A 13,696-nucleotide genomic window follows, 5' to 3' on the forward strand; every position below is an offset into this window, starting at 1 on the left:
ACAAACCTCATCCGCCCCCCCCCCCGGGGCGGGGGGGGGGGGGGGCCCCCGCCCCCCCCCCCCCCCCCCCCCCGGCGGGTATCCCCCGGTTCATGACGCCGGTGAAGGTGGGACTGTGCGGCGCCGGCATGGCGCTGACGTCGTACGCGCAACGCTTCCCGGTGCTGGAGGTGCAGCAGACGTTCTACGAGCCACCCCGCGAGACGACCCTGCGGCGGTGGCGCGCCGATGTCCCACCGGCGTTCGAGTTCACCATCAAGGCGTGGCAGCTGATCACGCACGAGGCGAGAAGCTCCACGTACCGGCGGCTGCGGACGCCGCTGAGCGACGAGGAACGCACCCAGGTCGGCGGTTTCCGGTGGACCCCCGTGGTCGAACGCGCCTGGGAAACCACGCTCGCGTGCGCCGCCATCCTGGAGGCCACCGCGATCCTGCTGCAGTGTCCGGCGAGCTTCCGGCCGACCGAGCCGGCCATTGCCCGGATGCGTGTGTTCCTGTCCAAGGCGCCCCGGCCGGTCGGCGTCCGGCTGCTGTGGGAGCCGCGCGGCCCGTGGCCGGACGACGTGGTCCGCGGGTTGTGCGAGGAGCTCGACCTGACCCACGCCGCGGACCCGTTCCTGCGCCCCAGCCTCACCCCGATGGCCTACTACCGGCTGCACGGGATCGGCGGCGCCGGCCACGTGTACACGGAAGCCGAGCTGGCGCGGCTGGCGGAGACCGTCGGCGCGGGACCGGCGTACGTGATGTTCAATAACATTCCCCGCGCCACCGACGCGGGGCGGTTCAGCCGGCTCGTACGCCGGGACGGCCCGAACCAGTAGCGTAAGCCGCGCTGTGACAGCGCGACCCGGCGAGGCTGTGTCGCCGAGCGGAGGAGCCGAACCGACATGACGACCGACAGCGCTGCCGACATCGCGCAGGGCCGCACCGCCCTCGGCATCGAGCTGGGCTCGACCCGGATCAAAGCCGTGCTGATCGGGCCGGACCACCAGCCGCTCGCGGTCGGCAGCCACGACTGGGAGAACCAGTACGTCGACCGGATGTGGACGTACTCGCTCGACGCGGTCCGGGAGGGCCTGCAGCAGTGCTACGCCGCGCTGGCCGCCGACGTGCAGCGGCAGTACGGCGTCGAGCTGACCACCGTCGGGGCGCTGGGCGTGTCCGCGATGATGCACGGCTACCTCGCCTTCGACGCCGCCGGCGAGCTGCTGACGCCGTTCCGGACGTGGCGCAACACCCACACCGGCGCGGCGACCGAGCGGCTGAGCGCCGAGTTCGGGCACAACATCCCGCACCGCTGGAGCGTCGCCCACCTGTACCAGGCCATCCTCGACGGCGAGGAGCACGTCGGCCGGCTGGCCCACCTGACCACGCTCGCCGGGTACGTGCACTGGCAGCTCACCGGCGAGCAGGTGCTCGGGGTGGGCGACGCCAGCGGCATGTTCCCCATCGACATCGCCACCGGCGGCTACGACACCGCGATGCTCGCCCGCTTCGACGAGCTCGCCGCGGAGGCGGGCGCCGAGCTGACGCTCGCCGGGCTCCTGCCGCGGATCAGGTCGGCCGGTGAGCCCGCCGGGCAGCTCACCGACGCGGGCGCCAAGCTGCTCGACCCCACCGGCCGGCTGCAGGCGGGGGTCCCGCTGTGCCCGCCCGAGGGCGACGCCGGTACGGGCATGGTCGCGACCAACTCCGTCGCGCCGCGGACGGGCAACGTCTCGGCGGGCACGAGCATCTTCGCCATGGTCGTGCTCGAGCAGCCGCTGAGCCGCGTCCACCCGGAACTGGACCTGGTCACCACCCCCGCCGGCGACCTGGTCGCGATGGTGCACTGCAACAACGGCGCCAGCGAGCTGAACGCCTGGGCCGGGTTGTTCACCGAGTTCGCCAAGGCCATCGGCGCGCCGTCGGACCCGTCGACGGTCTTCGAGACGTTGTTCACCGCCGCCCTGGCCGGTGCGCCGGACGGCGGCGGGCTGATGGCGTACAACTACCTCTCCGGCGAGCCGATCACCGGGCTGGAGGAGGGCCGGCCGCTGTTCCTGCGCTCCCCCGGCAGCCGCTTCGACCTGGCCACGTTCATGCGTACGCACCTGTTCGCCGCGCTGGCCACGCTGCGCATCGGCATGGACGTGCTGCAGAAGGACGAGGGCGTGGGCCTGGACGCGATGTTCGCCCACGGCGGCCTGTTCAAGACCCGCGGCGTCGCACAGAAGTTCCTGGCGGCGGCCATCGACGCGCCCGTCTCCGTCGGGGACGTGGCGGCCGAGGGCGGCGCGTGGGGCATTGCCGTGCTCGCCGCGTACCTGCGCGACCGCACCGCCGGGCAGAGCCTGACCGGCTATCTCGCCGACCGGGTCTTCCAGGGCGCCGCCCTGCAGACCGAGACGCCGGCCGCGGACGACGTCGCCGGGTTCGAGGCGTTCATCGGCCGTTACCGCGCCGGGCTCCCGGTGGAGGAGGCCGCCACCCGGCACCTCTGACGCGCTCACGGACCGCCCGGCCCACCGCCGCGCCAGACCCGGCAGGGCCGGGCCGCGCCAGACCGGGCAGGGCCGGGCGTGCCCGGGCTCAGGCCGGTTGCCGGGCGGCGTGGGTCTCGACGAGGCCGTCGACGCCGCGCAGGAAGGTCTCGCAGATGCGGGCCGGGTCGAAGAGGCAGCCGGCCGCCATAGCGCCGTCGCGGAGCATGACGAAGTGCTGCGCCGCGGGCTCGGCCGAGTCCTGGTGGATGCGGGCCATCAGGGCGTTGACGGTGTCGAGGAACCACTGCCGGTGCGCCAGGACGGCCCGGTGCACGGGGTGGTCCGGGTCGGGGTATTCGGCCACCGCGTTCAGGAAGGCGCAGCCGCGGAAGCCCGGGGACCGGATGCCCTCGGCGATCGACGCCGCCACCGCCCGGACCGCGTCGGCGGGCGCGAGCCCCGCCGCGGCTGCCGCCTCGACCTGCTGCCGGATGGCCTGGTCCGCGGCCCGGAGGTAGGCGAGGACGAGGTCCTCCTTGCCGGGAAAGTGCCGGTAGAACGTGGCCCGGGTGACCTTGGCCTCGGCGATGATGCGGTCGACGCCGACGGAGTGGATGCCCTCCGAGTAGAAGATCCGGGACGCCGTCGCGAGCAGCCGCAGCCGCGCCTCGGACGGCCGCGTGCCGGGTTCGCTGGGTGCCATGCGCCCATCGTAGCGACAGAACGTTCGTTCTTGACAACGCCGCGGCGCAGCGCTCATCATCAGTGAGACAGAACGTTCGTTCTCCCTGAGGAGCCGTCATGACGACCGCCACCGCCGCGCCCGCCCTCTCCCGGACGGCGGCCGCCCTGCGGCGGCTGTACCTCGTCCGCTTCGTGTTCGCCATCGGGTGGGCGCTCGTGATGCTCACGACCGCGAATCATCTCGGGCCGCTGGCCGCCACGCTGCTCGTGCTCTACCCGCTGTTCGACGTGGCCGCCGCCGTCGTCGACGCCCGCGCCTCGCGTTCCACGGGCTCGGCGGCCCTGCTGTACGCCAACATCGCGGTCAGCCTGCCCGCCGCGGCCGGCCTGGCCGTCGCCGCCTCGTCCGGCATCCCCGCGGTCCTGCGCGTCTGGGGCGCCTGGGCGGTCGTCGCCGGGCTGATCCAGCTCGTCGTCGGGATCACCCGCCGCGGCATGGGCGGGCAGTGGCCGATGATCCTCAGCGGCGGGATCTCCGTACTCGCCGGCGGATCGTTCATCGCCGGTGCCTCCGCGGACGCCCCGACGCTGGTCAACGCCATCGGGTACGCCGTACCCGGCGCCGTGTTCTTCCTCATCTCGGCCCTGCGACTCGGCCGCACCGCGAAGGGCAACTGACATGACCGGGACCACGTACGACGTCATCGTCATCGGCGCGGGACCGGTCGGGGAGAACGTCGCCGACCGGGTCGTCCGGGGCGGCCTGACCGCGGCCGTCGTCGAACGGGAACTGGTCGGCGGGGAATGTTCCTACTGGGCCTGCATGCCGACCAAGGCGCTGCTTCGCGGCGCGGCCGCACTCCGCGCAGTCCGCCACGTGCCCGGCGCCCGGGAGGCGGTGACCGGGGACCTCGACCCGGCGGCCGTCCTGCGCCGCCGCGACTCCTTCGCGTCGAACTGGGCCGACGACGGCCAGGTGTCCTGGCTGGACTCCGCCGGAATCGCGCTGCACCGCGGGCACGGCCGGATCACCGCCGCCCGCACCGTCGAGGTGACCGGCGGCGACGGCACCACGACCTCGCTCACCGCCCGGCACGCGGTCGTCGTCGCGACCGGCAGCGGCGCCCTGGTCCCGGACATCCCGGGGCTGCGCGCGGCGGCGCCGTGGACCAACCGGGAGGCGGCCGCCGCCGAGGAGGTCCCCCGCCGGCTCGCCGTCATCGGGGGTGGCGTGGTGGCGGCGGAGATGGCGACCGCCTTCGCCTCCCTCGGCTCCGAGGTGACCGTCCTCGCCCGCGACGGGGTGCTGCCGCACGCCGAGCCGTTCGCCGGCGAGCTGGTCACGACGTCGCTCCGGGAAGCCGGCGTGTCGGTGCGGCTCGGCGCCGAGGCCGCCTCGGTCCAGCGGTACGGCGACGGGACGGTGCGGCTCACGCTCACCGGCGGCGACCGGATCGAGGCCGACGAACTGCTCGTCGCGGTGGGGCGTACGCCGAACACCCGGGACATCGGCCTGGACGCGATCGGGCTGACGCCGGGCTCGTGGCTCATCGTCGACGACACGCTCCGGGTCCCCGGCCACGAGTGGCTGTACGCCGCAGGCGACGCGAACCACCGGGCGCTGCTCACCCACCAGGGCAAATACCAGGCCCGCGCGGTGGGCGACGCCATCGTCGCACGTGCCACGGGCGCTCGGGTCGAGGACGGGCGGTGGGGCCGGCACGCCGCCACCGCCGACGAGCGCGCGGTGCCGCAGGTGGTGTTCACCGACCCGGAGATCGCGTCGGTGGGGCTGACGGCGGCCGCCGCCGAGGCCGCCGGGCTGCGGATCCGGGTCGTCGACCACGACCTCGGCGCCGTCGCCGGTGCCGCGCTGCACGCCGACGGATACCGGGGACAGGCGCGGATGGTGGTCGACGAGGACCGGCAGGTGGTCGTCGGGTTCACGCTCGCCGGCCCGGACGTCGGGGAGCTCCTGCACGCGGCAACGATCGCGGTCGTCGGCGAGGTCCCGCTGGACCGGCTGTGGCACGCCGTCCCCGCGTTCCCCACCGTCAGCGAGGTGTGGCTGCGTCTGCTGGAGGCGTACGGTCGCTGACCGGAAGGTGTCGGATCCGGGCCGGGCCGTTCGTCGCTAGCGTGAGAGGCGACCCGCGCGGGCGCCGCCGAGACCGCAGGAGCTGAGCCATGCCGCACTCACCGGCCACCGTCCACCGCATGTTCGAGCTCCTCGAGCCGATCGCCACCGTAACCTTCTCCGAGGTGCCGAACGAGGCGTTCCTCGCGGTCGGCATGCGCAACTACTGGGACGGCTACTTCGCCGGCCGCGCCGCGCCGCTGGGAACGGCACCGGCCGAGGTCGTACACGCGATCTTTTACAACTTCGCCGAGGGCGAGGTGGCGCGGCACATCCCGTGGGTCTGGGGGAAGATCAGCCCGCAGGAGGCGATCGCGGTCCGCGAGCGGGGCAGCGCCGCCGCGCTGCGCCAGCTGATCGGGGAGCTCGCCGACTCCCCCGGCCTGGTACGCGCCGCCGACCTCGCCACCCGCGCGGCGGTCAGCGCCCCGACCGTGGGCCGTCCCCTGTACGCCGGGCTCCGGGCGCTCGACGTGCCCCGGGAACCGGTGGCCCGGCTCTGGCACGCGGCGACGCTGCTGCGCGAGCACCGCGGGGACGGCCACAACGCCGCCCTCGTGACCCACGGCATCGGCGGCACCGAGGCCCACGTGCTGCTCGCGCTCTCCCTCGGCATGCGGGCGGAGAAGTTCGGCCGGATCCACCACCTGCCCGCCGCGCGCCTGGCCGCGGTCATCGACGGGCTGCGCGCCCGCGGCCTGGTGGACGCCGACGGCGGGTTCACCGATGCCGGCCGCGAGACCCGGGAGCGGATCGAGGCGCTGACCGACGACCTGGCGGGGCCGGCGTACGAGGTGCTGGGCGCGGCCGAGCTCGACGAGCTGATCGCCGAGCTCGAGCCGATCGCCGCCGCGGTGCGGGCCGCCGGTGACTGAGCGGCCCGCCGTCACCTCAGGGTGACCACCAGCGTGTGCCGTCCGGAGCCGGTCGTCGTGAGCAGCTCGTCGCCGCGCGCGGTGTGCACCCGGCGCGCTCCGGCAGGACGCCCGTCGACGGTGACCGAGGCGACCTTCGCGCCGGCCGGTAGCACGGTGCCGAGCGTCAACCGCGCGTGCACCGCCGCGTGCACGGTGACCGACAGGGCATTGCCGCGGCTGGACGCGCGGACGTCGAGGTGACCGGTGCCGACCAGGATGTCCGAGCCGGCGATCCGCCCGCCCGCCGGGACCTGTGGCACCACGGACAGCCGCCCGTTGCCCAGATCGGGTGCCACGCCGAGCTGCTGGTGGAGCACCGGCCAGAGCACGCCGTACGCGCCCCAGGCCTGCAGCACGCTGGATCTGCTCAGGAAGTCCTTGCTCAGGTTGGAGCCGAAGTCCGGCGAGGGCAGGATCTCCGGCATCGCCCCGGGCATCTCCCACACGGCCGGGTCGAGCTGGCTGCGCGCGTTCGCCGTGGTGTAGCGCTGTTGCTGCGCCATGCGGCCGTAGTTCCCCTCGGCCACCGCCATGATGGCGTTGCCCAGCGAGAAGACGCTCCGCTCCGACGGTACGGCGGACACCACGCTGTCGCACGACGGCCCGGGATTGCCGGCGGGATCCGTGGTGGGTCCCGTTCCGGTGTGGAAGAAGCCGAACTCGCCGGTGAAGCAGTCCCGTTCCCGCTGGGCCAGCGCGGTGGTCGCGTGGCCGGCCGGCGCGAGCGGGCCCCACCCGGGCAGTTCCGCCTCCATCGGCGTCGCCCCGATCCAGTAGCGCTGGTACAGCTTCACGTTGCCCGGGTCGAGGAGCGAGTCGGCGTACGAGCGCGCGTCGCCGCCGTACCACCAGGCCGCCTCGAACCGGCGCATCCGCTGCGTGGCCTGGGTCCCGGCCCACGCCGCGGTGGCGCGGTCACCCCTGCTCCGCGCCAGGTCGGCCAGGTCGAGCAGGCCGCGGATGGTGTAGACGGTCACGTCCAGCTTCTCGTCGCCCATCCCGGGACGCTCCACGTTGCCGCTGCCCTGCGGCCAGCCGTCGGCGTCGTCGTCGAGGCGCAGCGCGTACCGCATGGTCCGGACCGAGAAGTCGTACAGGTCGTCGCGGAACGCGTCATCCCCGGTCCAGCGCCAGACCAGGGCGACCGCGCTGGGGAACTTCACGGTCTCGTCGGTGTTGCCCGGGTCGGCCTCGGTGCCGTAGTAGACCTGGCCGTCGGGGGTGACCTCGTGCACCACCTTGCCGGAGCGGTGATTGACGATCTCACTGAGGTCGCGCAGGGTCCGCAGGTGGTCCTTCACGGCCGCGAACTGCCCGGCGGCAACCGCGGCGAACGCCGTGTACTCGCCGTCGGTGGCGAAGATCCACGGATAGTCCGGCCAGCCCGCGCCGATCCACCGCGCGCGGTCCACCACGCCGGCCGGAGGGGGAAGCTCGGTGCCCTGGTTGCTGGCGAACACCCGCAGGTCCCGCGACTCCTGAACGGAGTCGGCGAGGTTCTGCTTGGACCATTCCACGCTCCGCTGCAGGAGCCGGTCGCCGGGCAGGTCCACGCGGCTGTGCCGGGCCACCGCGGCCCGGGCGGCCCGTTTCGCCGCGAACGCGCCGGCCGGGTCGTGCAGCGCCCGGGCCAGCTCCGCGCGTGCGGGCCCGAGGCCCCGGTCGGACCCCGCGACCGCGAACCACACCGTACGGGCGGAGCCGCCGACCGCGACGTCGTAGGTGAGCCGGCCGCCCGTACCCCTGCCGTCGGGGCCGTCGTCGCACACCGCGGGGGCCGGGTCGCCGCAGACGACACCACCCTGCGGGCCGCGCATGCCGGGGCCGAGCGCGTGCCCGGCCGGCGTCAGGCTGCTGCCCACCAGCGCCGCCCAGTCGTGCGGCCGCGCGTTCGGGACCGGCGGCGTGCCCCGGTCGCGGAAGACCAGGCTGCGGCCGTCGAAGGAGCCGGTATCGGCCAGGTTGGCCGTGCCCTGACCGGGGGCGGTGAACCCCCACGGGTACGCCGACAGCAGCTCGGAGTGCGCGTCCACGGTGAGCTGTACGGTGCCGGCACCCGCTGGGAACCGCAGCCCGATGAGCGCGGCCCGAGCGCCGTCCGGCACGACGTCGACCCGCTGGACGGTCAGCCCGCCCGGCCCCGTCAGATCCATGGATGTGTACCCGGGACCCGCGGTGAACCGGCCCGCCCTCAGCCACGAGCCGTTCGCGCCGAACCAGACGCCGTCCAGCAGCTTGATCGGCGGCGTCCAGAAGCCGCCCATCTCGCCGCGGATGTGCCACCCGGTGCCGGGATAGGTGCCGTCCTCGGCGCCCACCTCGTACATCCGGTCCCCGGTGACCACGAACCTGCGGTCGCCCAGCCGGCCGGTCTCCGACAATCCCGCGGCTGGGGCGGAAGCGGAGGCGGCGGGCACGTACCCCACCAGGCCGATGACGGTGCCGGCGACGACGGCCGCGGCGAACGCGCGGCGGGCCCGGCTCCTGCGAACGTGGCGCTCCATTGGCACGCTCCCGGATAGAGATCCGCTGATGTCCCCTCAGGTCACCCTCGTCCGCCGGACCCGCGCCCGCACATCCCCCGATCGGCCACGAGCGGCCCGGCGGTCAGCGGCGCAGCGCGACGGTGTGGTGGACGGCCTCGGCCCACGGCACCGGGCAGCCGTTGACATGCACGTACGCGGGACTGGACGCGACCTCGGCCAGGCGGGCCGGTTCGACGCCGGGCATGAGAACCGAGACGCGGGCCCGCCCGAGCGAGAACGACCATCCGTACCGGCCGGCGCCGTCCAGGCCGCGATCGCGCACCGGCTCGCCGAACTCGGCGCTGTGCCCGTGCACCCTGACCTCGAGGGCGAGCTGCTCGCGGAGCGTCGCGACGAACTCCCGCATGTTCCTCTCGGCCAGTTCCACGGTGCTGCCCTCGACCGGCCGACCGGGGTAACCAATCATGAAGATCACCGTAGACCTGGCGGCCGGCACCGTTGCGGCACCCGGTGCCCCCCGCGATGAACATCACGGGTACGGCCGGTGACGGACGCCGGATCAGGCGCGGTGCCGGCATCGCGCCCCGGGCCACCAGCGCCCCGCCACGAGCTGGTGCGCGCGGGCGGAGCTGACGCCCTCCAGGCCGGCCAGGTCGGCCGACGCCATCCGGGCGATGAAGCCGTGCACCTGGTGCTCGGCGAGGCGCAGATCCGTCTTCTCCGAGTGCATGGGGTCGGGATGGCCGCCGCGGTGCGCGTCGACGACCAGGAGGTGCACGGTGTTCGAGCCGACATCCAGCACTCCGCCAAGCGGCAGGGCGCGACCGGGCCACCCCGGCAGTACGCTGACACCGGTGGACGAGCAGGCGGTGATGCGGGAGCGGTTGCGCCGGATGGAGGCGGTGACCGACGTCGCCCTGTCCCGCCTCGGCGTGCCCGCGATGCTCGACGCGCTGCTCGATCGCGCCCGCGTGCTGCTCGGCACGGACACGGCGGTGATCCTGCTGCTCGACCCCCACGCCCGGCAGCTGGTGGCGACCGCGGCGAAGGGCCTGGAGGCGGAGGTGCGCCAGGGCGTGCGCATCCCGGTCGGCCAGGGGTTCGCCGGGCGGGTCGCGCAGAGCCGCCGACCGGTCGTGGTGACCGACGTGACCCCGGCGAACGTGATCAACCCGATCCTGCTGGAGACCGGCGTACGGTCGCTGCTCGGGGTGCCGATCTTCGCCGCCGGCGAGGTCGTCGGCGTGCTGCACGTCGGCACCTTCACCCCTCGCCGGTTCGGCGCCGACGACATCGCCCTGCTGCAGCTGGTCGCCGACCGGGCCGGCGTCGCCGGGCACATCCGCTCCGCCAAGGCCGAGCAGCAGGCCGCCCTGTCCCTGCAGCGCAGCCTGCTGCCGCCGCAGCTGCCGGAGCTCCCGGGCCTGAGCATGGCCGCCCGCTACCTGCCCGGCCACGAGTTCGGCGTCGGCGGGGACTGGTACGACGTGTTCCCGCTGCCCTCCGGCTGGACGGGCCTGGTCATCGGCGACGTCTCCGGACACGGGCTGGCCTCGGCGGTGGTGATGGGTCGCATCCGCAGCGCGCTGCGCGCGTACGCCCTGGTCAGCGACGATCCGGCCGAGGTGCTGTCGCTGCTCGACCGCAAGGTGCACCACTTCGAGGCGGGCAGCCTGACGACCGCGCTCTACACCATGATCTCCCCCGACCGTTCCGTCGTTCGGCTCTCCAGCGCCGGTCACCTGCCCCCGGTCCTGGCCGTGCCGGGCCGCGACACGGTGCTGATGGACGCGCCGGTCAACGCGCCGCTCGGCGTCGGTCACCCGCCGCGCCGCTGCACCACGGAGGTCGCCCTGCCGCCGCGGTCGCTGCTGCTGGGCTACACCGACGGGCTCGTCGAGCGGCGCGACCGGATCATCGACGTCGGCCTCAAGGCCCTGGTGTCCGCCGTGCAGGCCGACGACCCGCACACCGTGTGCAGCCTGGTGATGTCGGAGGTCGCCCAGAACCCCGCCACGGACGACATCGCCGTCATGGCCGTACGCCGGGAGACCGCGGGCTGACCGCCGGCCGGCGGAGCCGCGCCGGGGGACGCCACCAGTTGGCCCGGCCGAGCAGCGCCATCGTCGCCGGCACGAGCAGGCCGCGGATGACCGTGGCGTCGACCGCGATCGCGACCGCCAGCCCGAGGCCCATCATCTTGACGACGGGGGCGGCGCTGAGGACGAAGCTCGCGAAGACGCACACCATGATCAGCGCCGCGGAGGTGATGACCAGGCCGGTGCCGGCCAGGCCGTCGCGCACCGAGCGGCGGTTGTCGTGGGTGCGCAGCCACGACTCGCGCACCGCGGTCAGCAGGAACACCTCGTAGTCCATGGACAGGCCGAACAGCAGCGCGAACAGCACCATCGGCACGTACGCCTCGATCGGCACCGGCCCGTCAAGTCCGGTCCAGCGCACGCCCCAGCCCCACTGGAAGACCGCGGTGAGCACGCCGTACGCGGCCCCCACCGACAGCAGGTTCATCAGCGCCGCCTTCACGGCGACGACCGGCGCGCGGAACGCCACGACCATGAGCAGCGCGCTGAGCAGCACCACCAGCCCGATGACGGACGGCATCCGGGCACCGACCCGGTCGGCGAGGGCACCCCGGAGCGCGGTCTGCCCGGTGACCGCGACGTCCACCCCGGCGACGGTCAGCGCGTCGAGGCGATGGACGGTGTCACGGGTGGCAGGGTCGCTCGGTGCGGTGGACGGCTGGACCCGTACGGAGGCGACCTGGCCGTCCGGCGACAGCCTGGCGGACTGGCTGCTCGTCACGCCGGGCGTACGCGCCACCGCAGCCGACAGCTCCGCCAGCCTCGGGTCGGTGCTGCCGGTGGCCGCCGGGTCGAGCGCGGCCACCACGGTGAGCGGCCCGTTCACTCCCGGCCCGAACGCCTGCGCCATCGCGTCGTGGCCGGCCCGGGTCGCCGTACCGGCCGGGTCGTCGCCCGCGTCGGTCTGGCCCAGCCGCATCGACACCACCGGGGCGGCCAGCGTGAGCAGCAGGACGGAGCTGGTCAGCGCGTAGCGCCACGGCCGGCCGGTGACCCGGTCGGCGAGGCGTCCCCAGCGCGACGGGCGGCCGCCGGTACGGCCCCGGCCGAGGCGCGCGCCGAGCAGGGTGAGCAGCGCCGGCAGCAGCGTGGTGGCGGAGCCGACCGCGACGAGCACGACGAGCCCGGCCGTCCAGCCGAGCGTGCCGAGGATGGGCACGCCGGCGACGGTCAGCCCGCCGAGGGCGACGATCACCGTGCCGCCGGCGAAGACCACCGCGCTGCCGGACGTGGCGACCGTCTCGACGACGGCGCCGGTGGGCTCCGCCCCTGCGGACAGGAGGGCCCGGTAGCGCGTGATCAGGAACAGCGCGTAGTCGATGCCGACGCCCAGCCCGATCATGGTGCCGAGCGTGGTCGCGACCGTGGGGATGCCGGTGAGGTGCCCGGCCAGGCCGATGGCGCCCACCCCGCAGACCAGCGTGAGCGCGGCGGTGAGCAGCGGCAGGGTGGCCGCCACCAGGCCGCCGAACGCGATGACGAGCACGACGAGCGCCACCACGATGCCGAGCGCCTCGCTGCGGCGGGTGTCGGTGTGCGGCCGGGCGAGCGCCCCGGCGGGCAGCACCTCGAGGCCGGGGGCGGCCGCCGCGGCGAGCACGTCGCCGGTCAGGGCGGCGGTCAGGGCGCGCGGCCCGAGGTCGAAGGTGACGTCGACGTACGCCGTACGCCCGTCCGCGCCCAACACCGGCCGGCCGACGGCGGACACGTGCCCGACCGCGTCGATGCGCTGAGCGGGCCCGGCGAGGGCGGCCGTCGTCACCGGGCCGCGGAAGATGACCTGGCCGGTGGCGTTGCCCGAGCCGGTGAAGTGGGCCTCGAGCAGGTCCCGGCCGTGCTGGGCGGAGCTGCCGGGCAGCGTGGCGTCCTCGTCGGTGGGCCGCCCGAAGCCGGCCACGAGGGCGGCGACGGTGGTGGCGAGCACGAGCCAGGCCGCCACGACGGGCCACGGGCGCCGGGTGACGAACCGGGCCACCCGGGCCATGACGGTGTGCAGGGTGCCTGTCTCGATCGTGCTCACGCCGTACCCCCGCAGCTCTTGGACTTGGTTTTTCCCCCGGCCCCTGCCCCGGTCAGGTCGAGGTCGTCGCCGCCCACGGAGACCTGCAGGCCGTCGTGGGTCGCGCGGATCGAGCGGTACGCCAGCCCGGCCGGCAACGGGGGCAGGTCGGCGCTGCGGGCCTTCCGCGCGCCGGCGGGCAGCCTCCCGGCCGGCAGCCGTACGCCGAAGGCGGACAGCTCCACCTCCGCGGGCGTGAGGGTGAGCCGGCCGCCGTCCAGCGCGAGGTCGGCGTAGACGGTGGCGGGCAGGGTGATGCCACGCACCGGCACCTGCGCCTCCAGCACGAGCCGGCCGGCGTCGTCACCGCCGAGGATCCGGACGCCCTCGGCCGCGCCCAGCCCCGGCAGGGCGGCGTACGGCACGGTCGCGTCGGCGGTCACCGAACCGATCCGCGCGCCGTCGTCGCCGAGCCGCACGTCCCGGGCCGACGCGTCCAGGTGGCGGACCGTCACCTTCGTCAGCGGTACGTCGTCGGCCCGCACCCTCACCGAGTCGAGCCGGCCGCTCGCGAGCTGGGTGAGCACGGGGAAGCCGCCGAGCTCCACCTCCGCCCCGGCGAGGCAGGGCAGGCGGCCGGCGAGCCGGTGCTCGGCCACCTCCTCGGTCACCCGGTCGGCGGTGAGCGGTACGGCCACCGCCGCCGCGGCCACCGCCGCGGCGATCCATCTGCGTCTGGTCACCGGACCATGGCACCCGGCCCGCCCGAGGGTGCGATGCGAGCGGCATAGAAAGACGTTCTGCGTGTTGATGCAGGACGTAAGAACGTCCTCCTGATGCGCTTGCGGGCTTGGTGTCCCATCGCAGGAGGAGGACGTTCGTGAGTAACGGTAGCGGCGTGTCCCGTGG

12 protein-coding genes are annotated in these 13,696 nt (G+C 74.6%); 6 read left to right on the plus strand and 6 right to left on the minus strand.

Annotated elements, in window-relative coordinates; genetic code table 11:
* Nucleotides 1-92: 92 nt before the first annotated feature.
* Entirely contained in the window at nucleotides 93-821 is a 729-nt protein-coding gene (locus IT780_RS41125; RefSeq protein ID WP_199517333.1) for a DUF72 domain-containing protein, read from the plus strand.
* Nucleotides 822-887: 66 nt separating this feature from the next.
* Nucleotides 888-2,483, plus strand: a complete 1,596-nt coding sequence (locus IT780_RS41130) for a xylulokinase (RefSeq protein ID WP_199517334.1) — start codon at nucleotides 888-890, stop codon at nucleotides 2,481-2,483.
* Between the two features lie 88 nt (nucleotides 2,484-2,571).
* On the opposite strand, the gene IT780_RS41135 is transcribed toward IT780_RS41130, so the two are convergent.
* The gene (locus tag IT780_RS41135; protein WP_199517335.1) at nucleotides 2,572-3,168 is read right to left on the minus strand and encodes a TetR/AcrR family transcriptional regulator; all 597 of its coding nucleotides are present in this window, start codon (nucleotides 3,166-3,168) and stop codon (nucleotides 2,572-2,574) included.
* Between the two features lie 98 nt (nucleotides 3,169-3,266).
* On the opposite strand from IT780_RS41135, the gene IT780_RS41140 reads away from it, so the two are divergent.
* The 3 genes from IT780_RS41140 to IT780_RS41150 all read left to right on the plus strand — a co-directional run bounded on the left by IT780_RS41140 (nucleotide 3,267) and on the right by IT780_RS41150 (nucleotide 6,161).
* On the plus strand, nucleotides 3,267-3,827 hold the full coding sequence (locus IT780_RS41140) for a hypothetical protein (RefSeq protein WP_199517336.1): 561 nt from the start codon (nucleotides 3,267-3,269) through the stop codon (nucleotides 3,825-3,827).
* A gap of 1 nt (nucleotide 3,828) precedes the next feature.
* Nucleotides 3,829-5,247 carry a dihydrolipoyl dehydrogenase family protein gene (locus IT780_RS41145; protein ID WP_199517337.1) on the plus strand — a complete coding sequence of 473 codons (1,419 nt, stop codon included), beginning with the start codon at nucleotides 3,829-3,831 and terminating at the stop codon, nucleotides 5,245-5,247.
* Nucleotides 5,248-5,336: 89 nt separating this feature from the next.
* Complete coding sequence (locus tag IT780_RS41150) at nucleotides 5,337-6,161, plus strand: SCO6745 family protein (protein WP_199517338.1); 825 nt, start codon at nucleotides 5,337-5,339, stop codon at nucleotides 6,159-6,161.
* Nucleotides 6,162-6,172: 11 nt separating this feature from the next.
* Here the strand turns inward: IT780_RS41150 and IT780_RS41155 are convergent, their stop codons facing one another.
* The 3 genes from IT780_RS41155 to IT780_RS41165 all read right to left on the minus strand — a co-directional run bounded on the left by IT780_RS41155 (nucleotide 6,173) and on the right by IT780_RS41165 (nucleotide 9,491).
* A complete protein-coding gene (locus IT780_RS41155) occupies nucleotides 6,173-8,707 on the minus strand; it encodes a glucosidase family protein (protein ID WP_199517339.1) in 2,535 nt (844 codons plus the stop codon).
* A gap of 103 nt (nucleotides 8,708-8,810) precedes the next feature.
* Nucleotides 8,811-9,155, minus strand: coding sequence for a hypothetical protein (locus tag IT780_RS41160; RefSeq protein ID WP_199517340.1), 345 nt, complete (start codon nucleotides 9,153-9,155; stop codon nucleotides 8,811-8,813).
* A 93-nt stretch (nucleotides 9,156-9,248) separates the two neighbouring features.
* Nucleotides 9,249-9,491 carry a hypothetical protein gene (locus IT780_RS41165; protein WP_199517344.1) on the minus strand — a complete coding sequence of 81 codons (243 nt, stop codon included), beginning with the start codon at nucleotides 9,489-9,491 and terminating at the stop codon, nucleotides 9,249-9,251.
* Nucleotides 9,492-9,543: 52 nt separating this feature from the next.
* Here IT780_RS41165 and IT780_RS41170 point away from each other — a divergent pair, with 52 nt between their 5' ends.
* On the plus strand, nucleotides 9,544-10,752 hold the full coding sequence (locus IT780_RS41170) for a PP2C family protein-serine/threonine phosphatase (RefSeq protein WP_307831671.1): 1,209 nt from the start codon (nucleotides 9,544-9,546) through the stop codon (nucleotides 10,750-10,752).
* Here IT780_RS41170 and IT780_RS41175 read toward each other — a convergent pair.
* The gene (locus tag IT780_RS41175) at nucleotides 10,721-12,808 is read right to left on the minus strand and encodes an MMPL family transporter (protein ID WP_199517342.1); all 2,088 of its coding nucleotides are present in this window, start codon (nucleotides 12,806-12,808) and stop codon (nucleotides 10,721-10,723) included. The two genes, IT780_RS41170 and IT780_RS41175, sit on opposite strands and share 32 nt — an antisense overlap.
* Nucleotides 12,805-13,530 (minus strand): LmeA family phospholipid-binding protein, encoded by a 726-nt coding sequence (locus tag IT780_RS41180; protein ID WP_199517343.1) that lies wholly within the window; start codon nucleotides 13,528-13,530, stop codon nucleotides 12,805-12,807. The genes IT780_RS41175 and IT780_RS41180 overlap by 4 nt, the downstream gene beginning before the upstream one ends.
* Nucleotides 13,531-13,696: the final 166 nt, after the last annotated feature.

The sequence above is a fragment of the Nucisporomicrobium flavum genome (assembly GCF_016464385.1).
Lineage (GTDB): Bacteria > Actinomycetota > Actinomycetes > Mycobacteriales > Micromonosporaceae > Actinoplanes > Actinoplanes flavus_A.

Coding starts and splice junctions, on each gene's coding strand:
- IT780_RS41125 (WP_199517333.1), top strand. CDS start 93: ATGACGCCGGTGAAGGTGGGACTGTGCGGCGCCGGCATGGCGCTGACG.
- IT780_RS41130 (WP_199517334.1), top strand. CDS start 888: ATGACGACCGACAGCGCTGCCGACATCGCGCAGGGCCGCACCGCCCTC.
- IT780_RS41135 (WP_199517335.1), bottom strand. CDS start 3,168: ATGGCACCCAGCGAACCCGGCACGCGGCCGTCCGAGGCGCGGCTGCGG.
- IT780_RS41140 (WP_199517336.1), top strand. CDS start 3,267: ATGACGACCGCCACCGCCGCGCCCGCCCTCTCCCGGACGGCGGCCGCC.
- IT780_RS41145 (WP_199517337.1), top strand. CDS start 3,829: ATGACCGGGACCACGTACGACGTCATCGTCATCGGCGCGGGACCGGTC.
- IT780_RS41150 (WP_199517338.1), top strand. CDS start 5,337: ATGCCGCACTCACCGGCCACCGTCCACCGCATGTTCGAGCTCCTCGAG.
- IT780_RS41155 (WP_199517339.1), bottom strand. CDS start 8,707: ATGGAGCGCCACGTTCGCAGGAGCCGGGCCCGCCGCGCGTTCGCCGCG.
- IT780_RS41160 (WP_199517340.1), bottom strand. CDS start 9,155: ATGATTGGTTACCCCGGTCGGCCGGTCGAGGGCAGCACCGTGGAACTG.